This window comes from Streptomyces luteoverticillatus (assembly GCF_003970715.1).
GTDB lineage: Bacteria > Actinomycetota > Actinomycetes > Streptomycetales > Streptomycetaceae > Streptomyces > Streptomyces abikoensis.
In genome coordinates this window covers 53,917-78,480 of sequence record NZ_CP034587.1, presented here as the reverse complement: position 1 = coordinate 78,480, position 24,564 = coordinate 53,917, and the positions used below count along the sequence as shown (strand labels likewise).

23 protein-coding genes and 3 pseudogenes are annotated in these 24,564 nt (G+C 69.8%); 12 read left to right on the top strand and 14 right to left on the bottom strand.

Annotation, left to right across the window (positions count from 1 at the left end):
• Positions 1-39 precede the first annotated feature (39 nt).
• On the top strand, positions 40-684 hold the full coding sequence (locus EKH77_RS00375) for a dihydrofolate reductase family protein (RefSeq protein ID WP_126912443.1): 645 nt from the start codon (positions 40-42) through the stop codon (positions 682-684).
• Positions 685-742: 58 nt separating this feature from the next.
• On the opposite strand, the gene EKH77_RS00370 is transcribed toward EKH77_RS00375, so the two are convergent.
• Complete coding sequence (locus tag EKH77_RS00370; protein ID WP_126912442.1) at positions 743-2,926, bottom strand: AfsR family transcriptional regulator; 2,184 nt, start codon at positions 2,924-2,926, stop codon at positions 743-745.
• Between the two features lie 191 nt (positions 2,927-3,117).
• Positions 3,118-3,903, bottom strand: a complete 786-nt coding sequence (locus tag EKH77_RS00365) for a TetR/AcrR family transcriptional regulator (RefSeq protein ID WP_126912441.1) — start codon at positions 3,901-3,903, stop codon at positions 3,118-3,120.
• A 126-nt stretch (positions 3,904-4,029) separates the two neighbouring features.
• On the opposite strand from EKH77_RS00365, the gene EKH77_RS00360 reads away from it, so the two are divergent.
• Positions 4,030-4,251: a hypothetical protein gene (locus EKH77_RS00360; RefSeq protein WP_126912440.1), complete on the top strand. Its 222-nt coding sequence runs from the start codon at positions 4,030-4,032 to the stop codon at positions 4,249-4,251.
• A gap of 8 nt (positions 4,252-4,259) precedes the next feature.
• Here EKH77_RS00360 and EKH77_RS00355 read toward each other — a convergent pair whose 3' ends face one another.
• Positions 4,260-5,333 carry an alpha/beta hydrolase gene (locus EKH77_RS00355; RefSeq protein WP_126912439.1) on the bottom strand — a complete coding sequence of 358 codons (1,074 nt, stop codon included), beginning with the start codon at positions 5,331-5,333 and terminating at the stop codon, positions 4,260-4,262.
• Positions 5,334-5,465: 132 nt separating this feature from the next.
• Positions 5,466-6,488, bottom strand: a complete 1,023-nt coding sequence (locus EKH77_RS00350) for an Lrp/AsnC family transcriptional regulator (RefSeq protein WP_276319212.1) — start codon at positions 6,486-6,488, stop codon at positions 5,466-5,468.
• A 134-nt stretch (positions 6,489-6,622) separates the two neighbouring features.
• Between EKH77_RS00350 and EKH77_RS00345 the strand changes: the two genes are divergently transcribed.
• Together EKH77_RS00345 and EKH77_RS00340 are read left to right on the top strand one after the other, a co-directional pair.
• Positions 6,623-8,203 (top strand): MFS transporter, encoded by a 1,581-nt coding sequence (locus tag EKH77_RS00345; protein ID WP_126912438.1) that lies wholly within the window; start codon positions 6,623-6,625, stop codon positions 8,201-8,203.
• Positions 8,204-8,253: 50 nt separating this feature from the next.
• Positions 8,254-8,439 (top strand): annotated as a pseudogene (locus EKH77_RS00340) (hypothetical protein); the annotation flags it as partial.
• 22 nt (positions 8,440-8,461) lie between these two features.
• On the opposite strand, the gene EKH77_RS00335 reads toward EKH77_RS00340, so the two are convergent.
• On the bottom strand, positions 8,462-9,568 hold the full coding sequence (locus EKH77_RS00335) for an alpha/beta hydrolase (protein ID WP_126912437.1): 1,107 nt from the start codon (positions 9,566-9,568) through the stop codon (positions 8,462-8,464).
• Positions 9,569-9,603: 35 nt separating this feature from the next.
• Positions 9,604-10,950 (bottom strand): xylan 1,4-beta-xylosidase, encoded by a 1,347-nt coding sequence (locus tag EKH77_RS00330; RefSeq protein WP_126912436.1) that lies wholly within the window; start codon positions 10,948-10,950, stop codon positions 9,604-9,606.
• A 264-nt stretch (positions 10,951-11,214) separates the two neighbouring features.
• Between EKH77_RS00330 and EKH77_RS00325 the strand changes: the two genes are divergently transcribed.
• Together EKH77_RS00325 and infA are read left to right on the top strand one after the other, a co-directional pair.
• Positions 11,215-12,012 (top strand): GNAT family N-acetyltransferase, encoded by a 798-nt coding sequence (locus EKH77_RS00325; RefSeq protein ID WP_126912435.1) that lies wholly within the window; start codon positions 11,215-11,217, stop codon positions 12,010-12,012.
• A gap of 55 nt (positions 12,013-12,067) precedes the next feature.
• A complete protein-coding gene (gene infA, locus EKH77_RS00320) occupies positions 12,068-12,292 on the top strand; it encodes a translation initiation factor IF-1 (protein WP_126912434.1) in 225 nt (74 codons plus the stop codon).
• Between the two features lie 260 nt (positions 12,293-12,552).
• On the opposite strand, the pseudogene EKH77_RS00315 reads toward infA, so the two are convergent.
• The 6 genes and pseudogenes from EKH77_RS00315 to EKH77_RS00290 form a co-directional block, all read right to left on the bottom strand.
• Positions 12,553-12,699, bottom strand: a pseudogene (locus tag EKH77_RS00315) (ABC transporter permease); the annotation flags it as partial.
• A 309-nt stretch (positions 12,700-13,008) separates the two neighbouring features.
• A complete protein-coding gene (locus tag EKH77_RS00310) occupies positions 13,009-13,236 on the bottom strand; it encodes a hypothetical protein (RefSeq protein ID WP_126912433.1) in 228 nt (75 codons plus the stop codon).
• A 150-nt stretch (positions 13,237-13,386) separates the two neighbouring features.
• Entirely contained in the window at positions 13,387-14,247 is an 861-nt protein-coding gene (locus tag EKH77_RS00305; protein WP_126912432.1) for a leishmanolysin-related zinc metalloendopeptidase, read from the bottom strand.
• Positions 14,248-14,945: 698 nt separating this feature from the next.
• A complete protein-coding gene (locus tag EKH77_RS00300; protein WP_126912431.1) occupies positions 14,946-15,299 on the bottom strand; it encodes a beta/gamma crystallin domain-containing protein in 354 nt (117 codons plus the stop codon).
• 365 nt (positions 15,300-15,664) lie between these two features.
• Positions 15,665-17,464 (bottom strand): asparagine synthase-related protein, encoded by a 1,800-nt coding sequence (locus EKH77_RS00295; RefSeq protein ID WP_126912430.1) that lies wholly within the window; start codon positions 17,462-17,464, stop codon positions 15,665-15,667.
• Positions 17,465-17,495: 31 nt separating this feature from the next.
• A complete protein-coding gene (locus EKH77_RS00290) occupies positions 17,496-17,627 on the bottom strand; it encodes a lasso RiPP family leader peptide-containing protein (RefSeq protein ID WP_126912429.1) in 132 nt (43 codons plus the stop codon).
• Between the two features lie 439 nt (positions 17,628-18,066).
• Between EKH77_RS00290 and EKH77_RS00285 the strand changes: the two genes are divergently transcribed.
• From EKH77_RS00285 to EKH77_RS00265, 5 genes and pseudogenes are all read left to right on the top strand, one after another.
• Positions 18,067-18,321: a lasso peptide biosynthesis PqqD family chaperone gene (locus EKH77_RS00285; RefSeq protein WP_126912428.1), complete on the top strand. Its 255-nt coding sequence runs from the start codon at positions 18,067-18,069 to the stop codon at positions 18,319-18,321.
• Positions 18,318-18,767 carry a lasso peptide biosynthesis B2 protein gene (locus EKH77_RS00280; RefSeq protein WP_126912427.1) on the top strand — a complete coding sequence of 150 codons (450 nt, stop codon included), beginning with the start codon at positions 18,318-18,320 and terminating at the stop codon, positions 18,765-18,767. The genes EKH77_RS00285 and EKH77_RS00280 overlap by 4 nt, the downstream gene beginning before the upstream one ends.
• Positions 18,767-19,843, top strand: coding sequence for an ABC transporter ATP-binding protein (locus tag EKH77_RS00275; RefSeq protein WP_126912426.1), 1,077 nt, complete (start codon positions 18,767-18,769; stop codon positions 19,841-19,843). Before EKH77_RS00280 ends, EKH77_RS00275 begins: the two co-directional genes overlap by 1 nt.
• A pseudogene (locus EKH77_RS34695) lies at positions 19,840-20,664 on the top strand (ABC transporter permease); the annotation flags it as partial. The gene EKH77_RS00275 and the pseudogene EKH77_RS34695, both read left to right, overlap by 4 nt.
• 187 nt (positions 20,665-20,851) lie before the next feature.
• A complete protein-coding gene (locus tag EKH77_RS00265; protein ID WP_126912425.1) occupies positions 20,852-21,505 on the top strand; it encodes a 2OG-Fe dioxygenase family protein in 654 nt (217 codons plus the stop codon).
• A 48-nt stretch (positions 21,506-21,553) separates the two neighbouring features.
• Here the strand turns inward: EKH77_RS00265 and EKH77_RS00260 are convergent, their stop codons facing one another.
• On the bottom strand, positions 21,554-22,696 hold the full coding sequence (locus EKH77_RS00260) for a carboxylate-amine ligase (protein ID WP_126912424.1): 1,143 nt from the start codon (positions 22,694-22,696) through the stop codon (positions 21,554-21,556).
• A 164-nt stretch (positions 22,697-22,860) separates the two neighbouring features.
• Between EKH77_RS00260 and EKH77_RS00255 the strand changes: the two genes are divergently transcribed.
• Positions 22,861-23,463, top strand: coding sequence for a 2'-5' RNA ligase family protein (locus tag EKH77_RS00255; RefSeq protein ID WP_126912423.1), 603 nt, complete (start codon positions 22,861-22,863; stop codon positions 23,461-23,463).
• A gap of 70 nt (positions 23,464-23,533) precedes the next feature.
• Here EKH77_RS00255 and EKH77_RS00250 read toward each other — a convergent pair whose 3' ends face one another.
• Positions 23,534-24,373, bottom strand: coding sequence for a class I SAM-dependent methyltransferase (locus EKH77_RS00250; RefSeq protein WP_240667143.1), 840 nt, complete (start codon positions 24,371-24,373; stop codon positions 23,534-23,536).
• Positions 24,374-24,564: the final 191 nt, after the last annotated feature.

Here is a 24,564-nt window from a genome sequence, read left to right as displayed (position 1 = left end):
CCGCCTCGTTCACCCTTTCGAGAGTCTGGAAACCACGCCATGTCCCGTGTGAGGGTCCACAACCTCTCCGTCTCCCTCGACGGCTACGCCACCGGCGAAGGGCAGAGCCTCGACGCGCCCTTCGGTCACGCCGGTACCCGGCTCCTCGACTGGTTCCTCCGGACGCGCGCCTTCCGCGACGTGCACGGAGAGTCCGGTGGTGAGACCGGGGTCGACGACGCCATCGCGCGGGCCTGGGGCCCCGGCATCGGGGCCGAGATCATGGGCCGCAACAAGTTCGGTCCGCAGCGCGGCCCGTGGGAGGACCACGAGTGGACCGGATGGTGGGGCGCCGAGCCGCCGTTCCGCACGCCGGTGTTCGTCCTGACCCACCACCCCCGCCCCAGCCTGGAGATGGAAGGGGGCACGACCTTCCACTTCATCGACGCCTCGCCGCACGAGGCCCTGCGCCGGGCGCGCGAGGCCGCGGGGGGCCTGGACGTGCGGATCGGCGGCGGACCGAGCACGGTCCGCGAGTTCCTGGCCGCCGACCTGATCGACCACCTGCACGTCGCCATCGTCCCGATCGTCCTGGGCCGTGGCGTGCGACTGTGGGACGGCTGCGAAGGACTCGAGGAGCGCTTCCGGACCGAGTCCGTCACCACCCCCGGCGGAGTCACGCACATGATCTTCTCCCGCCCGTAGCCCGTAGCCCAGGCCACAGCCCACCGAGCCCGCCGGGCCCATCAGCGGAACCGGCGCGCTACAGGTCGTCGTCGCGGTGGGAGGTGAGGCGGTCCCGCACCCGTGCGTGCCGGAACTGGAACACCGCGCCGGCCTGGCGCAGCACGCCTCGCCGGTGCGCGTCCTGAAGGAAGCGCATCAGCCGCCAGGGCAGACGCCCGGTCAGGGCCAGCAGGGCGTGGGCGAACACGAAGGCCCCCCACGGACGGCCGAGCATCACCACCAGACCGCACGCCACCCCGAAGGCGATCCCCGTGCCGAAGGCGAACCCCGGGTCGTCGGCGGGCGGGAAGACGACGCCGCTGACGACCGCCCCCACCGCGCTGTAGGCGAAGCGGCCCACCCTCCCGTACGACAGATGGCCCACGGTCCACCCGGCGAGCGCGCCGGCGAGGCCGAAGACCGTGTTGAACGTCAGCTCTCCGACCGGCCCCAGAGTCGGCCAGGCGGAGACCCGGGGATCCGTGAAGGCGAACACCGTCCCGAACGTGAGCCCGAACGGGAGCGCGAAGGAGACTCCCAGAACGAGCGTGGACACCCGGTCCTGTTCGAGAGCCAGCCCGGGGCTCGCCACCTTCGTCGCGTCCGACGGGGCCCGTAACCACGCGTGGAGGGCGACGGCCAGCCCGAACGGCGCGCCGAGCACGAGCTGGGCCCAGCTCGGCAGCTCGAACCCGAACCCCAGCGCCATGCCCGTCACACACCCGAACGTGAATCTCAGGGCGAACACCCTGACCGTGCCCCGGAGCCGGATCTCCACCCGGGCCGGTGCCGGCCGCCGGGACGGCACGGCCTGGACGACGAAACCGGCCGAGCCGAAGGAGACGCCGAAGACCAGCCCGATCACCGGCCCGCCCGCCGCCGCTCCGATGAAGCCGAACATCAGCCCCGACACGACCCCGAAGACCAGCCCCGCCACCCACCCCGGGACGGCACCCGCCACCTGCCACCACTCCAGGTCGTGAGTGCCGTTCCGCGCCATGTGGCGGGCGATGAACCCCAGCCAGCCGCGCGCCTCCGGAAGCCCGTAGCTCGCCGGAACCCTGCCCGAGCCCCCGGGCGGCGCCGGACGCGGCCGGTAGACGGCCGGGAGGAAGGCCGTGAGCAGGTGCCGCTCGACGCTCGCCAGGTCGGGGAGGCTCAGCAGCTCGCGCGGGTCCTTCGCCGGCGGCGCGTAGATCACCCGGGCGAGCGCCACCATGAGAGGACTGGTCAGGGCCCGCGACAGAGGGAGGTCCGGGAAGTCCGGGCGGTCGCGGAGCTCCGCGAGCAGGGACTGCCAGCGGGTGTCCTCCCACGGTCTGTCGGCGATCAGGAAGCCCTCGGCCTGGCGTACGCCGATCGGCAGCATCTCCTTCACCACCGCCCGGCTCAGCACCCGCCCCGACCGCTCGACCGCCCGCTCGTACTCGGCGACACGGCAGGTGACGACCAGCAGCTCCTGCCCGCTGTCGTCCAGTTCGCCGAGGGCGGGCGCGTGAAGGGCCTCGGACATCTCGTCCAGGCCGTCCAGAAGCAGGAAGACATGCCCTCCGGTTACCAGCCGCTGCGCGACACCGGCACCGTAGGCCTCCTTGTCGGCCAGGAACGGATACTCCTCGACCAGCCGGCGGGCCAGCCAGGTCCGCAGATGCTCCACCCCCGGGACCCAGGTGTTCCCCGACTCCCACGAGGACGCGGTGAGCAGCACCGGAACCGGATCACCCGGCTCGTACGAGCCGAGCAGCCCCAGCGTCAGGAGCATCACCCAGACGGTCTTGCCGGATCCCCGCTCTCCCAGCATCACCAAATGCCCCTGGGGGAGCGTACGGAACGCCTGCACCAGGCCGTCCAGATCGCCGCAGCGCCCCAGCGCGTCTGAGGGGACGGAACTCGTCGTCGCGCGGGTGGGGCCCGCCTGCCCGGCGGGCGTCGGGGGCGCGGTGGCCGTGCGTACAGCCACCGCCCGGCGCGTGTTCGCCCACTGCAGACGGATGGGCTCCGGGCGCCGCAGCCCCTGGGCGGCCACCTCACCCTCCCACTGCCGCCGGACCTCTTCCGCCAGCCTGGCCTTGGCGGCCTCCAGCCGCTCCCGGGAGTCGTCCTTCGGCTGACCGGCGAAGGAGATCCTCCCGATGTTCCTCGCCTGGATCACCGAACCGCGCACCCGGCCACCCGACATCGCGTTCTCGGTACGCCCGGCGTCACCTGTCTCCGCTGTCATCGCAAGCCCCTCCCCGGCCGGTCGTATCCAGCAGCATCTGGCGGGCAGTTGGCTGAAAGTCAACCATGGGCCACGCCCCGGTGCGCCCCCGCTCGTATGAGTGAGAAGGGAGCACGGGAGCACGCGGGGGGCGCATGCCGGGGAGCGAGGGGGCACCTCACGCGGGGAGGCGTCTCACACGGGGAGGCGTCTCACGCGGGCGCGACGGATCTCGGAGGGAAGACGCGCGTGATGTGGTAGTCGAGCACCGCCCGTACATCCGCCAGTGAACGGCGCTCGTGGACGACGTCGAGGCCCAGGCCGGTGACGCCGGAGACGAGCAGGTCCGCTTCGTGCTGCGGGTCGAGGCCCTGCGCCGTCATCCCGGCCGCCCGGCCCGTCTCGACGATGTCGGCGACGAATCGTTCCAGCGGCTGGTCGGCGGTGAGGAAGACCGCGGCGAGGGCGGGATCGGTCAGGCTGCGCGCGTAGTACGCCGCGAACACCTTCAGCGCGTGGGCGCGTTGCTCATCCAGCGGCAGGAACTCGAGCAGTACAGCTCGCAACAGCGCGCGCGGATCCGTCGTGTCCGCGGGGACGCGGGCTCTGGCAAGACGTTCGTTCTCCTCGTGCAGCAGGCGCAGCGCGTCGACAAGGAGGGCGTGCTTGCTGTCGAAGTGGTACTGGACCACGCGCAGCGAGACCCCGGCCCCGTCCGCGATCCGGCGCATGCTGGCGGCGTGCAGGCCGTGCTCGGCCGCGATGTGCCACAGCGCCTCGGCGATCCGGCGCCGCTGACGCTCCCGGGTGCCGGACGCCCGCGCCGGTGCCGGCACCGGCGCGGGCGGGGCGCCGGGGGAGGGGAGGTGCTGCTTGCGCCGCCGGTACGCACGGGCCTGGCAGCTTCGCGAGCAGTAGACGGCGGGGCGCCCGCGCTTCGCGAGCACGAGGCGCGTGCCGCATATCGGGCACACGGCCTGTTCCTTTTCGTCACGCATGCTTTTCATCGTAACGCCGAAAAGAGTGTGACGAAATACAAAAGGACGCAGGCATTTTGGCGCTTTACGCGTTTCTCGGCTGATACGTTTGTAACGTATTCCGCACGCACAAGAGGAGGGAAACGCGTGAAGTACGACGTGTTGCAGATCATCGGCGCGGCGGTGACGGTGGTCTTCGCGCAAGGCCTCGTCCGGCTCGTCATCCACCCCGACGACCGGGGCCTGCTCGGGTGGCTGCCCGGCGGCTTCGTCCCGGTCCTGCTCGCGCACGCCGCCCTGGTCACCGCCGGTGTGATGCTCGCGAGCCGGTCCTACGCACAGGCGAAGGCCGCCGGCCGCCGCGAGTGAATCGCATGTCAGGGGGACGGCGGCGGACCTTCCAGATGGTCGCTGATCCACTTCATGGGAGCGGCCATGTTCGCGCCGTAGGTGGCGCCGTTGTGCATGCCGCCGGGTATTTCCCAAAGCTGGGTGTGAACAGGGCCCTTGCCATAGGAACGCATGAAGTCCTTGACGCTCCTTATGGTGGCGGCGTTCTCCTTCGTGCCGACCTGGAAGGAGAGGTAGACGTCCGGTCCCTTGGTGTCGATCAGGCGCTTGGCCAGGACCTCGGGGTTGTTCTCGGCCTTCTCCTTCTCGTGGCCGTTCCACAGCGGCGAGTCGGGCACGACGTCGGGGCCGTTGGCGATGACGGCCTTGAACTTGTCCGGGTGCTTCAGCACGGCCTTCAGGCCGGCGAATCCGCCGGTCGAGGAGCCCATGAACGCCCAGCCGTCGCGCGACTTGAGCGTACGGAAGTTGGCGCGCATCAGGTCCGGGACGTCCTCGGTCAGCCACGTACCCATCTTCGGCTGACCGGGGATGTCACTGCCGTCCCAGTAGATCCCCTTGTCGCCTGGACCCGGGTTGAGCACGGGCATGGCCAGCAGGAACGGCTTGCACGAACCCGCGTGGAACCATTCGGAGACGCTCTCCTGGAGCGAGAACCCGCCGGGACGGCCCATCCAGTAATTGCTGCCGTATCCCGAACCGCCCGGAAGCGCGATCAGCACGGGGAAGCCGCTCTTCGCGTACTTCGGGTCGTCCGTGTACTCCTTGGGCGCCCACACCCACACCTTGCCCGTGAAGCCGGACTTCCCGCCTTCCAGGGTCACGACGCCGATCTTCGACCCGTCGCCCAGGGTCTCGGCGTTCGTGAAGGCGGCCTCGGGCCCGGTGGGCAGCAGCGTCCGGGTGTCCGCCGGCTTGCCGCTCACCGCGCGGCCGACCCGGCCGTAGCTGACTGGCTCGCCCTTGTCCGTGAACGGCGGGATGTCGAAGAAACGCATCGCCGGCCAGGCGGCCGCCCCAAGTACGGCGACCGAAGACACCAACACGACGAGGCCGCGCCGGGCGCGGCCCGCCCGGGTTCCGGCGAATCGATTCGTCATCGCAGAGCTCCGGATGGGCCGACTGATCCCGAGAAGAACCGCCGCTCAACAGCCTAATGCGACACACCCGCCACCTACCGTGATGCAGCGGCCGTTCGGGTGACGATGCGTACGGACAGCGCCCGCCCTACCTCATGGCGCGCTCGGCACGAACGGCCCCGCTGTCTTGATGGTGCGGTGGATGGGGGCCGTGCTGGTGCCCAGGATGCCGGGCAGAGCGGCGACGGGGCCGGTGAGGTAGCGGTAGAAGGACCCGGCATCGTGCGTGGTGATGCTGGCGAAGACGTTCGTCGGGCCCGTCGTGGCGGCCGCGAAGGCCACTTCCGGGTGGGAGGCGAGCGCCTCTCCCACCGCGTCGAGGTGGGACGGCTCCACGCTCAGCCACAGCGAGGCGCGGAAGTCCCGGTCCATGACCCGAGGGGCGTACTCGACGTCGAAGTAGAGCACCCCGGCCGACCGCAGCTCCGCCAGCCGGCGGCGGACCGTGGTCTGCGACCAGCCGGTCGCCACGGCGAGCTCGCCGATACTCGCACGGCCATCCCGCGCCAGCGCGTCCAGCAGCCGGCAGTCCGCTTCCTCCAGGGGGTAGGCCGGGGCCGGGCCGTCGAGTGTGGTCTCCGGGGGCGCGTCCTGTCCGTCCTGCGCCTTCAGGGCGGTGACCTGCGCGCTCGTCAACGGTCCCGTCTTGGTGATCAGGCTCCGGTCCTGGCCGAAGAAGACGTGCAGAAGGCAGTGCGCGGAGACGTCCACGACCCGGGGCGTACCCGGGAGCCTCTCCAGCAGCGTGTCCCCGTGCGGCCCCCGCGCCCGCACGAGGCAGAAGATCTCCGTGCCGCCTCCCGCGAGATGGACCCAGGTGGTGTCCCTGCGCCGCACCAGCGCCTCACCGATCTGGGCGGCGGCGCTCGGCGCGCAGCGGATCCGTACGAACCAGGGCACCTCGCCGAGCCGCAGCGGATCGGTCAGCCCGAGGACGCGCAGGACTCCGGCCGACCGCAGCCGGGTGTAGCGGCGGGCGACGGTCTGGTCGGACACCCCGAGCACCTCGGCGATCCGGCGGAACGACGCACGCCCGTCGACCTGGAGCGCGTGGGCGAGCATCTGATCCTGCGCGTCGAGTGCCGGAAGGGCACCGCGCTCGATGTCGAGATTCACCACATGAGCTTACGCTGTGTCGGATTTCGCGCGAGACCGCCTTCTGGCTGGGGCGCTCGGGCGCCTCGCACCCATCCTGAGCGGACACGACCGCGTCGCACCAGTACGCGGCCGAATCGAACGGAGTTCCATCGATGCGCAAGTGGTGGCCCCTGGTGGCGGTATCCCTGGGCGCCTTCATCCTTCTGGTGGACGTCACCATCGTCAATGTGGCGCTGCCACAGATGGCGGAGGCCCTGGACGCCCCCTTCTCCTCCCTCCAATGGGTCGTCGACGCCTACGCGCTGTCGCTGGCCGCGCTGCTCCTCGCCGCCGGCTCGATCGCCGACCTCTTCGGGCACCGCAAGCTCTACGTGTCCGGGCTCGCACTCTTCGCCCTGGCCTCCCTGGCCTGCGGCCTCGCCCCGAACGCCGGTGTGCTGGTGGCCGCGCGGGCGGTGCAGGGCGCGGGCGGCGCCGCGATGTTCGCCACGTCCGCGGCCCTGCTCGGCGCCACGTACCAGGGCCGCGACCGCGGCACGGCGTTCGGCATCTGGGGAGCCGTCAACGGCGCCGCCGCGGCGACGGGCCCCATCCTGGGCGGACTGCTCACCGAGCACATCGGATGGCAGGCGATCTTCCTCGTCAACCTGCCCATCGCCGCCGTCGCCATCCTGCTGACCCTGCGCGTCGTACGCGCCGACCGGACCGCGCGGCCCCAGGCCCGGACCGGCCGTGTCGACATCCCGGGCGCCGTCGCCTTCACCCTCGCCGCGGCGGCCGTGACCTACGGGCTGATCCGGAGCGCCGAGACGGGCTGGACCTCACCGACGGTGATCATCTCGTTCGCCGTGGCGGCGGCCTCCCTCATCGCGTTCGTCCTCGTGGAGACCCGCCTGGGACGCCGTGGCGGCCAGCCCATGCTCGACCTCGCGCTGCTGCGCCGCCCGTCCTTCGCCGGGCTCATGGGAGGTGCGCTGCTGCTCCAGGGCGGCGCCTTCGGCTGCCTGGTGCTCGTCTCGCTGTGGCTGCAGTCCGTCCTCGGGCTCGGCCCCGTCGAGGGCGGCCTGGCCCTGACCCCCATGGCCGTGGTCTCCTTCCTCGTCGCGGCGATCGCCGGCCGCCACATCCAGCGGCTCGCGCCACGGCTGCCGATCGGCATCGGCCTGCTCCTGATCGCCGCGGGCATGTACCTGCTGTACGACGCCATGTCCGCCGACGCCACCGCGTCCTCCCTCGCCATCGGGCTCGCCGTGAGCGGCGCGGGCGTCGGCCTGGCCACCCCCGTCCTGGTCTCCGCCGCCACCGGCAGCGTGCCGCCCCAGCGGATGGGCATGGCGGCGGGCGCGGTCAACACCTTCCGGCAGCTCGGCATGACCTTGGCCATCGCGGTCCTGGGCGCCGTGTTCACCCACACCGCCCAGAAGCGGCTCTCGGGCCTGGTCCCGGACGCGCACGAAGCCGCGTCCGCCCTGGCCGGCGGCCAGGCGCAGCGCCTCGTCGCCGCCGCGCCGCACGGCAGCCAGGCGGAGGCGCGGGAACTGATCCACCGGGTGTTCGCCGACGGCATGCAGGACGTCTTCCTCTGCGCGGCGGCGGCAGCGGCCGTGGGCGGCCTCCTCGTCCTGGCCCTGGTCCGCCCCACGCCGACGCACCCCGCTCCGGGCACGCCGGGAGCCGCGGGGCCTGCGGGAAGCGCCGAACCGGCCGAGGAACCGGCAACCGTCGGCCAGTAGTGGTCCACCGGGAGGGCGGCAGGGCGTGCCCTGCCGCCCTCCCGGTGCGTCACGGCAAGGTCGTCTGCTTCTTCCGGAGCGCGGAGAAGTTCAAGGCACGCTACGCGACGCTCGGTTTCAGCGACCAGGCGAAGCTGGACGACGGGCCGATGTGGGCGGCCGGGTTCGCCCTGACCGAGGTGACGGCCGAAGTGGAGGCGCGGATCAGCGCGCTCGTGAAGCGGGCGGTGAGCTGACGCGAGCCCGATGGGCCGGCACTCATACGCTGCCAGGCCCGCTGCTCGCACCGGACTGTGTGGACGGCGTGGATTGCGTGGACTGCGTGAGAACGCGCCGGAGCCAGCGGAACCGGGCATCGCGAGCGTCCTGGCTGAGAGCCGCCTGCGGTGCGAAGGTGTCGAAGCCGTGGAACGCTCCGGGCCATACGTGCAGTTCGGCCTGGCCACCGGCCTGCCAGATCGCGTTGGCGTAGGCCACACCCTCGTCCCTGAAGGTCTCGGCCGACCCGACCTCGACATAGGCAGGGGGTAGGTCGGACAGATCCGTGGCCCGAGCGGGAGCCGCGTAGGGCGACAGGTCGGCGGCACCGTACCGGTCACCCAGCAGCGCCTGCCACGCGGTCGCGTTGGAGGTCCGGTCCCAGACGTCGACGCCTGCCATCTGGTGACTGGAGAAGGTGTCGTTGCGGTCGTCGAGCATCGGGCACAGAAGCAGTTGCCCGATCGGCGCGGGCCCGCCCCGGTCACGGACGAGCAGGGCGAGCGCCGCGGCGAGCCCACCACCGGCACTCTTCCCTCCGATGACGATACGGCCCGCGTCGATGCCCAGCTCGGCCGCGTGCGCGGCCACCCAGACGAATCCGGCGTAACAATCCTCCACCGGTCCGGGATACCGTGCCTGCGGCGCCAGCCGGTACTCGACAGAGACGACAACCAACTCCAGGGCGCAAGCCCATTCGCGAAGCAGCCGGGGAAGCACGGACCACGCGTTACCGCTGATCATTCCGCCGCCGTGCATGTAGTACAGCAGCGGCAGCGGCCGCGCCCTGTCGATCCCGGCGGGCCGCGCGCTCACGAGCGTGACGTCCGGCCCACCCGACGCTCCCGGCACCCGCAGCTCCTCGACCTCGAAGCGGCCGTCGTCCCGGAGATCCCGGACTGTCGGCCTCGGCCGGACCGCGGCGTCCCGCTCCTGCCGGGCCGCGAGGTTCTCAGGGGTGATCGGCTCCCTCACCACGTGCCCCAAAGCCTCGAGGGCAGCGCCCAGTTCGGGGTCGAGAGGAGGCGCGCCCGAAGGCACCGGCAAAGGGCCGGGCTCGGACTCTGAAAGCTCCTCCCGCCGCGCGAGAGCATGTGCGAAATCCATGCGACGTAGTCAACCACCCGCCCGGCTCCGCTTACTCAACCGTCCAGCCAGCGCACCTCGTACGGAGCCAACGTCAGCTCCTGCCCATCCACGCTCGCCATGACCTGCCGCCGCTCGGTGCTGACGACGAGCACGACACTCTCGTGGGCGAGGACGTGAATGCGGGCACCGGCCTCGGCCGAGACGGCGACCCGGCGGAAGACGGTCCCCGGCGGGAATTCGCGGGCGAACCAGCCCAGCAGCCGCGCCATGGGCAACCCCCCGCCCCCGTCGTCCAAGTGGGTGCTCCGCCACAGACAACCAGGACAGTCGCCCTCGATCCGCTGAGGGTTCCAGTAGAGAGCGGTGGCGGCCCCACCCAGGGCGAGTCGCGTCATCGCGGTGGCCTGCACGGCGGCGCGGTGCTGCTCGCTCCAGCCGTCCCGGCCGCCCGCCCGGTCGTCCTCGGCAGGCGGTTCGACGTACCACTCGGCCCACCACACCGGAAGCCCGGTGACGTTCCTCAGCCAGCGCGTGACATCGGTGAACTTCTCGGTGGCGGCGAACTCGTCGGGGATCGTCCGATGCCCTTCACGGGTGTAACTGGCCCCGTCCACGACGACGAAGTCCGCCCCCACCTTGTACTTGTTCCAGTAGCGGATGACATCGACGGAGCGCCGGTCGAGCGCACCCCACGCGCCGCGCACCTCCGGTGAACCGTCCTCGTCACCGGGCGGCTCATGGTCGACCACCACATAGGGGCCGCCGACGAGACACTCCGGATTCTGCCGCTTCAGCTCGGCGTGCACGAGGTTGTACAGCTCGGTGTACCCCTCGTAGTCCCAGCGGCGCTTGTCCTCGTCGTAGAAACCCTTCAGCTCGTTCCACACGAGGAAGTGCCGGATGTCCGGATACCGGCGCGCGACCACGCCCGCCAGCCGCGCGAAGTCGGCGAAGTGCCGGGGATCGGGAGCCGCCTCCAGCCGCGACCAGTCGGTACGCCCCTTCCGCCCGCCCTTCATCCAGTCGGGAGCGCCGCACAGGGTGAGGACGGGGGCCGCGCCGGTGGCCCGCATCAGCTCGACGCGCTGGTCGAGCGCCTCGAAGTCGTACCGCCCTGGCGCGGGTTCGGGATTCTCCGCGCCCCAGCCCATGAGATGCTGATTCTGCGGCATGGGCTGCCCGGAGAGCAGAGCGCCGGCCCGCCGCGTGGCGTCCGGAACACCGTGGTCCGCGCTGTACTGGGTATGCGTGAACCCCCAGCCCAGCTGCGCCCCGCCCTGATCGTCCAGCCCGCCGGACGACCGCCCCTGCTCGCCCCCGCGCCCACCGAACAGCGCCCCGAGCCCCCACCGCTCCAAGCCGGACAGCGCCGACTTCCACACCCCGTCGTTTGGCCCCACGACGACCAGAGTATTCGTGATCGTCCGGATTTCCCACGGGTACGGGCCACGAGAACGGCAGGCCGTCCGCGGGGCCCCTGCGATAAATCGGTTGGGCCGACGGATCCCCGCTGGTACGGTCTGGGCAGCCGTGAAAGAACGCGAGGAGGCGAGACCCATGAAGGCTGTATCCCTATGGGTGCTCCCCCTTTTCGTCACGGTCGGCGATTGACGCAGGTGTCGCCGGGAGCGCCTCACACAAGGCACTCCCGAGAGGCAACACCAATGAACATTACGCATTCCATTTCGGGCACGGGCGACCACACGGTCGCGGTCACGCGGGTTTCGGACACGCAATGGCACGCCATGGAGGACGACCGGGTGGTCGGCCGCGGCGACGCTTCGCGCCGACCCGACGGGCGGCTCTTCATCAGTATCGACGCGTGGCACAGCGCGGTCTTCGACCGCATCGCCGACGCGATGCTGACGGACCTGCGGACACCGCTGTACACCGTCGTCGACGAAGCCGACCACGACTCGAGGTCCGCCTGGGAGCGGGCCGGCTTCGCCGCCGCACGCCGCGAATGGGGCTATCTCGTGCCCACAGACCCGCAGGTCACCGGGCTCGGCTCGCCGCGGCTCCCGTCGGGCGTGACGATCGTCCCCGCCGGTGAGGCGGAGGAGGGCCCGCTGCGCGCCCTGGACCGCGTCATCCGCGACGAGGTCGAGGCCGCCGCCGGATGGCGGACGATGCCGACCGAGGTGCTGCCCCGCCCGGCGGGGACCACCGTGGTCGACCCGTCGAAGTACACGGTGGCGCGGCACTTCGACCAGTACGTGGGACTGATCCGAGTGGCGCCCCTGCCCCGGCAACCACGGATCGGGCTGATCGCCGTCCGGACCGACAGCCACCGCCGCGGCATCGCCCGGGCGCTGCTGGCCCACGCACTGGGCTCACTGCACCGCTCCGGAACCGCCTCGGCATGGGCCGAGGTGAGCGAGTCCAACGCGGCGGCCACCGCCCTGTTCGAGAGCATCGGCGCCCGGCGCGCGGCAGCCACCCTGGAGCTCGTCCGCCGCTGACACCCGGCCACACCACACCGCGTTCACCGTCACAGAACGGAAGAGTTGAGAGACCATGACGAAAACAGCAAAGGGCATAGAAGTCGAAGGCACCGTCACCGAGTGCCTGCGCAATGCCACCTTCAAGGTGGAGCTCAAGAACGGGCACACGGTGCTCGCCCACATCAGCGGGAAGATCCGGAAGAACTACATCAAGATCCTGCCGTACGACAGGGTGCTCGTGGAACTCAGCCCCTACGACCTCACCCGTGGCCGGATCCTCTACCGATACAGGGCGTGACGGCAGGGGCCGGTCGGCTTGCCGATCTGCCCGCCTCCGCTCGAGGCCCTCGTCCTGGGACCCGTCGTCGCAGACGCCCGTCGCCGGCTCTACGTCTGGCGCTCGGTCAGCCCGTGACAGCGGGTCCCCGATCCGGCGCCCTTCTGACGGAATCGCGCAAGCGGCGTTCGACCCCAGGCACCCTGTCTCGCGCCAACCTAAGCTTCCGGACTGTCAAGGACGGTTGCCAGGGCTCTTCGTCAGGGTGCCGGAACGGTCGGCTGGGCCTTCGTCACGGTCATGTCGGTGCCCAGGCCGTACAGCGACTGCAGCACCTTGTCCTGGGCCTTGGCCATGCCCGCGGACACCGAGGTGACCGTGATCACCAGCGCGATGCCGAGGGCAAGGCCCAGGGCGACGACGAGTGCGGGCTGTCCGGCTCAGGATCACCGGGCAGAGACGGCAGCGGACGCGCACGCCGCGACGGGCCCCGTGGCTGTCACGATTACTGCCGTATGCGCCCTGTCGGCCGCAGCGGCCCCCGTCGTTCCAGCCGGCCACCAGCGGGCGTGAATCATCCGGCGCGGCAGCAGGAGACCGGGGACGGTTGACGTGCACCATGGCTGACCGGGCGGCCGGGCCGGCGACGCCACGGGCGTCGTCTGGCGGCTGGCAGTCGGCGCCGCGCCGCCGTGCTACGGGGTGCGTAGTTGAGCGGTGTGGCATCACACCTGCCGTCACCCGTCACCGTCGCCCGGCAGCTTCCGCAGGTTCACCCGTGCGACGGTGACGTAGAGACCGGTTCCGGTGACCACACGGCAGTGGTCGCCCTCCTCCCGAAGGAGGAGCACCGGGGTCCCGGCGGGCAGCATCCCATCGGGCTGCGGAGCCTGCTCGGACCGCTCGAACCAGTACGGGTGCATCTCCTCCAGGACATGACTGAACCGGTTGGGCGCCGGCCGCACGACGTTGTCCCGTGGAATGACCGCCTCGGATCTGAGGACGGTGGTATCGGGCCTCAGGACGGCACGCTTCTCCTCTCCGCGTGCTCCGCGTGCGTCTTCGCGCCCGCCCCGGGCCCGGTGCTCTCGCTCACCGTTCATGAGCGCTGATCCTCACGCCGACGCGAGCAGACTGTCCTCGGGCAGTATGACCGGGATGGTGCGCTGCACCGTGCCGGCGCCGACGGGTGCCGCGTGGGTGCGCAGTTCGCCCCGTTCGGCCAGCTCCAGGTGGTTGGGCAGCGCGTACTCGTCGGCGGCCGCCATGTCCACGACGTAGCCGAGGTCGTTCAGGCTGCCCACCGTGAGACGGCTGAGCGGATTGGGGGCTCCGCCCACGAATCCGGTCATCAGCTCGTTGGCGAACACCGTCTCACGCCAATGTCCGTCGCGTGTCCCCGGCCCGCCCTGGTTCTCGACCGGTACGGGCCTGGGCTGACCCGCGCCCACCAGCTTCCCGTACTCCTCCATGGCGCTCGTGCCACGGAAGACGGGGTTGTCGCCGCCCGCGCCCTGGAGCAGATTCTTCTCCGTCCAAGGACGGGTACCGATGCCGCAGACGTGCCCCATCTCATGGGTGATCACATCCACCAACGTCCCGTTGGCCGCCATTTCCTCCAAGTCGTCCGTGTCGAATGACATCGTGCCCTTCGCGGGCAGGAACGCACCGGGACCGTTGGCCGGTCTCAGCACCGTCGGTCCCGCTTCGCCCAGGATGTTCCCGGGCCCGTCGATCGATGTGCCCTGCGCCAGAATCAGGAGGTCGTCGATGACCTCGCCGTCGACGCTCACATCCGGCAGGTCTCCGACGATGACCTTCGCCCAGCGGTCCGCGGCCTTGGTGAACGCGGCCTTCTGCGTCGAGTTCAGCCCGCCCAGGAACTGCACTTTGATCGTGTACGGGGAGGTTGTGGCGGCGAGTTCACGCGCGCGCCCCGCATCGGCCCTCGCGTAGTGGGTCTCGTACTCGACCATGGGTCTCCCTCCTCCGGGGAGGAGTTGTTTACGGCTGCGCCGGAGAACCACAGGAGATCGTGTCGAGAAGCCGTCTGCGGAGTGTCTGCCCCAGGCTCACAAGGCTCATAAAGGAGCGAGGAAACCGCCCAGGCAGCCGAGTCAGCCCATGCAGGTCCGGCGGGCTCCCGGCGCCACGCGCACTGTTGAGATGGTGTGCGCCTTGGTGGTCTGCTGCCCGAGCAGCGGACCCTGTGCTCCACTACTTTCCAGGCTACGCGTGTTCGGGTCGTCGGCCAATCCGCGTCCACGAGGTACGACGGGCTCGCCGACCGAGCAGTACGGTGAGGTACGAAGGCCTTCCGAGGAGCCCCCGACCGCCCCGACACTGTCGAGCCCTCGCCTCGGCGAGGCCGGGTCGCCGTCCTCCGTGTGAGCCTATGTACGGCGATGCTGAGCGCGACTGGCCGTCGTAACGTCGCTGGTACCGCAGGACGAGGTCTCTGCTGAGGCTGCCAAGCCGAGCCAATGCCGGCCACGTCCGGAGGCGTGGCCGGCATTGGCGAGCCGGGTGCGAGCGGATTCACACATCGGAAAACGCTACGGAATACCTGATGCCCGCCCGGAAAACGGCAGTACCCAAGAATGGACAATCAGCGAAATTGGCGCGTCTGCCATTCCTGGAGAGTCGGCCCGTGGAGAGCCGGCCCTTCAACTCGTCACAGGATCTCGATGGAGTTGACCTTGGGCGGGCGGTTCGGGAAAGTGATCTCGTGCCAGCGCTCGATTTTCACCGAATCGCCATTGGCGTCGTAGTAGATCAAGTCGTTGTTCCCGGTGGAGATCTTGTCGACCCACCACCCGCCGAAGTCGGTCCTTCCACGGTTGGCGTAGCAGTCCACGCTCTGACTTCCACCGTTGTGCGACCAGATCTTCAGAAAGTTCTCCCCGCCACGGCAGGGGATATGATCGATGGCGAAAGCATCGCCGGCCGGCACGGTCATGGTGATCGTGGCTGCTGCGGCGAACGCCACGGCAGCGGAACGCACGACCTTCTTCGTCTTCGAGACCACGATTCCTCCTTAATTCGAATGTCGAACCGGGAGTTCACGTCGCAACCGCTATGGGCCGCGACGTGCTGAACAAGCAGCTCGACGGCCGCGTGATACGGCCATCGCGTTGCCTCGTCTCGCGCTTGCTCAATCGACGATCCTGGAAGACTGCTGTATGAGGCAACCATCGTCATGACCCCCGGCTGAAACTCTTCCCCGAATGTCCAGATCGGCCCCACGCGGGAATTGACAGGTTCATGTTTGTGTGTCGGGCGACCGTGACTACCGTCGCCACAAGACGCTGAACGGCGCGATACGAGGACGGCGACGTCAGCACCCTGCCATTCGCTTCGATACAGCCGGTCGGGTGTTCCTGCCGCGCAGGCCTACGCGTGGGTCGGGCAGGGGCGCGGAGGAAGGTACGCGAGCCAGTGCTCGACGGCCAGAGCGTTCTCCAGGGCTTGGACGGTCCGGGAGCAGGGCGTCAACAGCGCTGCCCGCAGCGGGACAGGGTCGATCAGCCCGCGTTGCGCGAGCTGGGACTGGTCCACCAAATCAAGAAGCTGCCGACGATGCTGACGCAGTCCCCGGTAGAAGTCGGATCCGCTGCCGGCCTTGGTGGTGCGGTTCAGCAGGGCCGTGGGCACGATGCCGTCGAGCGCTGCGGCGAGCAGAGGCTTGTAGCGCCATGGCGTGCCGCGTTCGTCCGGCCGTACCGCGAGGCAGGCTTCGAGCACGTGGTCGTCCAGGTAAGGGAGGGCGATCCACGGTTCGGCCAGGTCTTGCCGCATCAGACGGTAGAGCTGGCTCGCCGTATGGATGCGGTGGAGTGCCTGATGCCGGCTGCGTTCGGGGGCCAGGGGCTCGGCCCGGTGAGCGGCTTCCTCCAGGAGGAAGGCGACTGCCTTCACCGCCCGTGGCGTCGCCCAGGGCGCCATGCGCAGCGGAGGACCCCAGCCGAGAGGTGGGCTGGCCGTATCAGGCGCCTGGAGGAGATGTGTCTCGTCGGCGAGCCAGCGAGCGTACGAACGGCGGTCGGCCAGTCCGTGCAGCATTCGGGACAGCGGCCATCGGTAGTGGGCGCGGTGTCCCCGCGAGTGCCGCAGAACCAGCAGCGGATCACGGCGCAGTAGGTCTCGGAGGTAACTGGGCGGCGCCTGGAGCACTTCGTCGCCGCCGTGACCGGCCAAGTGAACCGTGACACGGTGACAGGCGTACCGCTGGGCACAGACGTCGAGGACAGCGCGGCTCCGCAGAAGCAGCGAGGGAGCATCGGTCACCGAAGGCGCCTGCTCGAGCGCGGCGTACTGGGCGGGCAGCGCCTGCGAGTGGAGGACGAGCCGGGTGGCAAGCGGAAGACTGAGCGCTGCACGGTCGGCCCAGAGGACGTCGTCATTGCTCGGGTCGCGCAGCTGTACCGTCATCGTCACGAGGCGGGCGGCGCCGAAGCGATGAGCGAGGAAACACAGCGAGGTGGAGTCCAACCCTCCGGACAGGTCGCAACCGAGTGGTTGCCCGGCCCCGAGCGTGTTCACCCTCGCGCTGACGGCCGCCGACAGAGCTTCTCGCACCGCCGGTGCCCCCTCGGCGAGCGACCGCACCGGAGCGGGCGGCTGCCACCACCTGTGTAGTCGCGCCCGCCCATCCGGTGTGATCAGCAGGGCGCTGCCCGGCGGGACGGCCTCGATCCGCCGCCAAGGGGAGCGGACGTTGAGCGGATGGGGCAGCTCGGACGTGAGCAATGTAGTCGCGAGCCAGCGATCGTCCAGTTCGGCTCCCGTCAACTCCGCGAGAACATCGGCCCGGTCGGCGGCCACCGTCACCCCTTGCCACGTGGTGCGGTAGACCCGGCGCAGTCCGGAAGCCGTGCCCTGGGCGCGCACATGGCCGTTGACCGACAGCACCAGGTGCGCACTTCCCGGCAGCGCGTCGGTCGGGAAGCTCAAGCCCCTCGGCCCTCTCACCCGCTGGGCCAGCCGCATGAGGTGGCCGGCGGTCCCCGGGCTCTGCCCGAGCACCGCCAGCCGTTGATCGCCGGCCGTGAGAACGGTGCGCTGCTCCGCCGGTATCCGCCCGATCAGCCACGGACGACCGGAGGCGTGTGAGGCGAGCAAGGCCGCCCCACTCAGCATCCTGGGAACGGCCTGGGCCGCGACGCAATCCGGGAGAACCACGAACCAGTGCACGGTGCCCTCACGTGGGAAAAGGTGATCAGCCTTACTGCTGGGGGTTGAAACGACCGAAAATCGGTTCCTGGAGTTCGCCGGTCCCCCCGCGGGTCTTCTCTGTGAAATCCCCGGCTTCCGTCAGCGCCGGCGGCTCGTACAGAACCTCGGTGCGCTCGTCCATGGAAAACACCTCCTGGTTCGGCGTCACGAGACTGTCTCGTCTTGCCTGTAGCGCACTGTCCGCCTTTTTTGCGAGAAAGCCATAGCATGCCCTGGGAATCCCTCAAAAGGGTTACGGGTATGTGAAGGGTGAGATCCGATGGGGGCTTTGTTTCGTGATCGGCATGCGACTGAGACCGTCAGCTCCCAACGCAAACAGGTTCCGTGGACCCCGCGTCTCCTGAGTTCACCGGCGCACCTGGAGGCTGAGCCATTCGGGTGGCATTCCGTCGGCGCTATTTAAAGAATCTTCGACGAACCGCACGCTCTGATCCCGGGAACTCTCGGTTGTCCCACCATCCTGCCCCCTTCTTTTCTCCTCTTTCAGGAGACGATGTTCGGGGGCGAGACGTAGGTTCGGTGCATCGACCCGAAAGCCTCGGTGAGGAGGAGGTGGACGGATGCCCAGCCTGAGACAGGATATTTCCGCGGCCACCGTCGAAGACGGCATGGTGTTGCTGGACGAACGCAGTGGCCGCTATTACCAGCTCAACGGCAGCGGTGCCCTGGTTCTCCGCATTCTGATCGAGGGCGGTGGCGAGAAGGAAGCCGCTGATGCCCTCACCGAGCACTATGACGTCCCGAGAGACCGGGCGTTGGCCGACATCGGCAGAATCGTCCGCCGGCTCTGCGGCGCAGGACTGATGACACCATGAGCGTGGCCGTCACCGTGGACAAGCCGCCACGCATCCCGATCCACCGTCGACCGCTGCCACTGCTCGCAGTCGTCGCGGGCCACTTGATCGGGGGACTGTCACCGCGCACGGTCCGCAACGTCCTCACCGTTTGCGCACGCGGCGCCCGACCGGCCGGTTATGCGGAGGCGAGAAGGGCGCGTGCGAGGGTGGTCGCCGTCAGCGTGCGCTGCGCCGGAGAGGGCTGTCTGCCCAGGTCCATCGCGACCGCCTTGCTCTGCCGGGCCGGTGGTGCGTGGCCTACCTGGCACGCGGGAGTGCAGACCATGCCTTTCCGGGCCCACGCATGGGTCGAGGCGGAAAACCGCCCCGTCGACGAGCCGCTTTCCACCACCCACATGCAGCCACTGGTCACCGTCCCGCCCGGAGGCCAACCGCCTCCGTCGAGCCCGGCGGAGCGCCCCTGATGCCTCCCGCCCCCTTGCCGACGGCTCAGCCGACGATTGTCGCCCGTGGCCTGTGCAGGTCGTACCCAGGGGTGAAAGCGGTGCGCGGGGTCGACCTCACCGTGTACCCGGGAGAAACCTTCGGGTTCCTCGGTCCCAACGGTGCGGGCAAGTCCACCACCATCGCCATGCTGTGCACTCTTACCCGGCCCACCGCCGGCCAGGCGAGAGTGGCAGGAGCGGACATCACCGAGGATCCCGGCACGGTACGCCGCCGCATGGGACTGGTCTTCCAGGAACTCACCGTCGACGGAGAGCTCACAGCGAACGAAAACCTGCGGTTCCACGCCGATCTCTACGGCCTATCGAAACGCGTCGCACGAGCCAGGACGACTGAAATGCTCGATCTGGTGGGCCTGGCCGATCGCCGGAACAGTCTTGTCCGTACCTTCTCCGGCGGCATGAAACGACGACTGGAGATCGCCCGGGGCCTGCTGCACTCGCCACAGGTGCTGTTCCTGGACGAACCCACCATCGGCCTGGACCCGCTGTCCCGGGCACAGCTGTGGGAACACCTGCACCACGTTCGCAAAGAGCAGGCCGTCACCCTCTTCCTGACCACCCATTACCTGGACGAGGCCGAGCACTGCGACAGGATCGCCATCATGGACGACGGCCGTATCGTCACCGAGGGAACACCAGCCGCGCTCAAAGCCGCGATCGGCACGGACCGAATCCGTCTCCACACCACTGATGACCGAGCGGCGGCGACCGCTTTGCGCCGGCAATTCGGCCTCAACGCCACTGCCGGACCCGACGGACTGTGCACCCAAGCGCCCGACGGCGCGGCCTTCGTACCGGCACTGTGCGCCCACCTCGGCGTGCCGGTCCTGTCGATCACTGTGACCAGCCCCAGCCTCGACGACGTATTTCTGCGATACACCGGACGCACCATCCACGACGCCGAAAAGCGCTCCGGTCGACAGACACCCCCGGCACCCCGGTCGACAGACACCCCCGGCACCCGGCTGTCACGACATCCAGGGAGACCTTGGAGACGACGAAAAGCACGAAAAACACGGAGCCAAGCACCATGACCACGACCGCTCACGCTCCCCACATCACCACCTCGGAGCCACCCCCGGCCAAGCGGAGACTCTCCGGAGAGCTGCGCGCCGTAAAGGTCGTCTGGCAGCGCGAAATGATCCGTTTCTTGCGCAACCGGAGCCTGATGGCCATGAACCTGCTGCAACCGGCCCTCACGTTGCTGGTACTCGGGACAGGCCTCAACGCCCTCGTCGCCACCCCCACCGGGACGGGTGACTACCGCGCATACCTCTTCCCCGGCGTGCTGGTGATGACCGTGCAGATGCCCGCCGTCGCCGCCGGCGCATCCATCATCTGGGACTGCGAGACCGGCTTCCTGCGCGAAATGCTCGTCGCCCCCGTCCGGCGCAGCAGCCTGCTCCTGGGCAAATGCCTGGGCGGAGCAACCGTGGCGAGCTGCCAGGGCCTCGTCGTCCTCAGCCTCGCCTGGACCGCTCACGTGCCCTACAGGCCGGCTCTGATCGCCACCCTCATCGGCGAGCTGGCCGTCACTGCACTGACGTTGACAGCCCTCGGTAGCCTTGCTGCCGTCTGTATCACCCGCATACAGACCTTCCAGGCCGTGATGAGCTTCGCCCTGACACCGATGGTCTTCCTCTCCGGAGCCATGTTCCCCTTGGCCGACCTGCCTGCCTGGCTTGCGGCACTCTGCCTGGTCAACCCCATGACCTACACAGTCGACCTCCTCCGCCACGCTGTCGCGGCGCATGTTTCAGGGCCGACAGCCGCCGGAGCGATCACCTGGCCGACGGGTTGGCAGCCGTCCACCGCCGTGGAACTCGCGATCACCGTCACGATCGGCTTGGCAGCACTTACCCTTGCCGCCCGTCGCTTCTCTCGCCCCGCTGATCGCCGGTGGGCGTCGCGTCCGAGTCGCGTGCGGATGCGGTGGGTGGGGGGAGGGCGGACGATGGGGGACGTGGTCACCGGTAGGACGACACACGGTGTCGTCGATCGCTGCGGCTGGGCGGTCCCTGTCTTCGGCGGGGGTGTGTTCGATGCTGTCTGCCGAGGTGTGGGCGTGTCTGGGTGCGGACACGGCGAGCTGGGCGGGATTCGCTGCCCACTGGGACGACCTGGTGACCGACCCGTACGCGGCGGAGAACGGCACGCGTCGCCTGCGCCGCTACGGGATCTTCTCCCTGACGCGGGAGGGGCGTCTGATCGCCCGGCCGAACGACGCGTTCGTGCAGCCGGAGGCGAGCAACCCGATGTATGTCGGGGTCGACCGGCGTTTCGAGCCGTTGACCGATGCCTGTACCGCTGATCCTCTGCTGGTGTCCCTGATCCGGTTGCTGGGGCAGGTGGCCGCAGGTCTGGAGGACTGCGAGGAGTGGGTGGTTCAGGTGCACCCGTTCCGGGTGCTCGCCTCGGCCGGTCAGGACGGGCAGGCCACTCCCGAAGGGCGGCATCGTGACGGTGTCACGCTGGTTTCGTCGCTGTTGATCGGCCGTGAGAACGCCACAGGTGGTGAGAGCTCGGTGTACGACATGGCTGGTGCGCCGGTGCTGGCGACGACGCTGAGCGAGCCGGGCAGTCTTTTGCTCGGTGACGACCGGCGCACCCTGCATGAGGTCTCGCCGATCCGACCGCTGGACCCGGCGCAGCGGGCACGTCGTGACGTCCTGGTGACGACGCTCTTGCCGCGCTGACCACCACGGAGCCCATCCCACCACGGAGCCCATCAGACCGCCGGCCGGTCAGCCGCAGCCGTCCGCGCACGTCTCCTGCACCAGGCAACCATCCACCACCGCGCTCAGGTGCGGCTCGTGGGTCATCCGGGCTCGCTGCCGCTCGGCTCCCGAGCCGCGCTGCCGCAGCCGGTGCAGGAATGCTGTGACTTCGTCCTCGTCGCCGTAGGCGTGCAATGCGGGGCGTATGTCGTCGACGAGCCTTTGTGCCTGTTCCGAGGAGGGCAGTACGTGGCCGGTGAGTGTGTCCAGGCCCTGGCCCGGCCAGCCGTCCCGCGCGGCGCGCCAGTAGGCCGCGCGCAGCAGTTCCGCGCCGACGCGGGGGCCAGGATCGCCGTCTGCCACGCGGGATGCCGCGGTGGTGACGAGGGCGCGGATGATCAGGGTCATGGCCACGGTGTCGTCGGTGTCGGGCAGTACGTCCATGGTCCGTACCTCCAGGGTGGGCAGGTGCGGGTTGGGCCGTACGTCCCAGAAGGGCATGCCGGGCTCGAGCATCGCCTCGGTGGCGGCCATCGCGGTGGCGAGGTGTCCGTATTCGTCGAGCGACGCGGCGTACGGTGGCGGGCCCAGGCAGGGGAAGCAACTGCGGATCACCGCGCGCCAGCTGGCGTAGCCGGTGTCCTGGCCGTGGTGGTAGGGCGAGTTGGCGCTCATGGCCACCAGGAGTGGCAGCCAGGGCCGCAGGTGGTTGCTCACCAGGACGGCCGTCTCCCGGTCGGGCAGGTGTACGTGTGCATGGAAGGCGCACAGAACGAATTGGTCGAGCAGCCTGCGGTACTGCAGGAGTCCGGCGCGGTAGCGGGGGTGGTCACCGATGTCCGCACCCGTCGTGCCGGTACCGCTGTCGTCAGCGAGGACCGGTGTGCCGGACGCGCACAGGCGCAGGCCTTCGGCTCGCGCCGCGGCCGCCAGGGCCGCCCGGGCACGACGCAGCTCCCCGCGCAGCTCCTGCGGGCCGGAGCAGGGTGGTGTCCTGCCCTCGACCTGGAACTCCGTGAACTCTCCGGAGACACCTCCCCGCAACTCTGCCGAGGCACGCGCGACCACCCGCGCGCCGGCCGCCACCAGGCGGCGGCTGCCGGGATGGACGAGGAAGAACTCCTCTTCCACTCCGATCGTGGGTGGCTCCTCCGCAGGGTGAGGGTGCACGGCTCCAGGATCACCTGCCCCCACGGAGTTGTCGCCCTCACCCCGGTGCCCTGGCGGCGGAAGCCGCGATCGGCCGGCCGTCACCCGGCTCCCTTTGCGAACCGTTGACCCGGCTGGCCCACCCAGGCCGCCACCGGGTTGAGCGGAGCACGGATCATGACACTGTGGACGGACACCCGGATACCGGTGGTGGGGCTGAGCCCTCGGACGTGCTCGAGGTGGCGCCGACGGCCCGGACGGCGGTGGCCTGGCTGCCACCGCAGGAGCTCTGGCCGCCGATCCAGGACATCCGTTGGGAGCACGATCCGCAGGTCCGGCGGTGGCCACCGCACGTGAATCTGCTGTTCGGGTTCGTGCCGGAGGAGGAGTTCGTACGGGCTGTGCCGCTGCTGTCCGCCGCAGTGGCGGAGAGCGCGGCGTTCACGGCGCGTCTGGCGGGTGTGCGGTATTTCCGGCACCGGTCCTACGCGACGGTGTGGCTCGACCCGGCCGCCGCGGACCCGGCAGCGTGGGCCCGGCTCCACCGGGCGCTGGAGCTGCGATTCCCGCTGTGTCGCGGTCGTGGTGGCCGCTTCACCCCGCATCTGTCGCTCGGCCGCACCCGGGACCCGCAGCGGCTGGCCGCCGAGTGCGCCGTCCGGCTCGGTGGGTTGTCCGCGGTGGTCGAGGAGGTGGCCTTGCTCTCCAGGCGAGGTGAGGGGCCGATGCAGCCGCGTGCCGTGATCAGGCTGGGTACGGGCGAGGTCCGCCGGACACAGGAGCACTAGAAGACACGGGCCGCGCGAGCCGGGGGCTGCCGGACGCCGCCCGGGGGCGGGGGAGTGGTGCGGCGGTTGTTCAGTCCGCGGGCCGGGTGGCTGTGATGACGTAGTAGTCGAGGATGCCTTCTTCGTGGACGCGGAGGAAGTTGCGGGGCCACGCGTCGGGTCCTGAGACGTGGTTGATCCAGCGGTCCCAGCCCTGCCATACGGCTGGTCCGATCGATGTGGCCCGGGTGTGTGTCAGTCCGGCCTGGGCGAGGGCGTCGACGACGTGGGGGACGGGGTGGGCGAGGTCGAGGCCGTTGGCGTAGCAATCGAGGAGCGCGGCGAGGCGTTCGGCGTGACCGGGTGTGTCGTCGGTGGTGAAGAAGCTGGCGATCACGGCGTGTCCGCCGGGCCGCAGCACACGGGCCGTTTCGCGCCCGAAGGCGGTCAGGTCGCTGAAGTGCTGGGCGGCTTCGACGCTGTAGAGGAAGTCGAACTCCTCGTCGTCGAAGGGCATGCTCTCGGCCGCGCCCTGGACGAAGCCGAGGTGCTCCGGCCGTTCCGCCAGGAGACGGGAGTTGGACTGCTGCGCTCGCTCGATCTGTCGGGGGTGGATGTCCATGCCGGTGATCTGCGCGAAGCCGTACTCCTGGAGCGCCAGCGCGGTACCGGCCCCGGTGCCGGAGCCGACCTCCAGCGCCCGCCGCTGCTCAGTGGGCGGCAGGGCGTTCAGAATGTGCCGGTACATGTCCTGCTGGCTGCGGACGCGGTCCTCGTGGGAGAGGCCGGAGCTGATGTCGATGGCCTGCCAGTGGCCGAAGTTGATGAATCCTCCGGCGAATATGGGCTTGGTGCCGAGGTCGTCCGCTCCGTAGGCCTCCTGCACCGCGGGTGGGATCGGCCGCTGGTTGTGCTCGGGCTCTCGTATCAATTCCGGTGCCTCCTCGGGGCAGGGCGTATCGCCCTTCACGCATCAGATATGTGGCAGGGAGCGGGTCGCAGTCTAATGACGCGGATGAGCGGGTGTCCGCCTGTCCTTTTGCGGCTCTTGAGGTCAGCGATGCCCGTGGGCATGGCCTCGGGAAGTACACGTTCTGCGCAGAGCGGCGTTCAGGTGGCCGG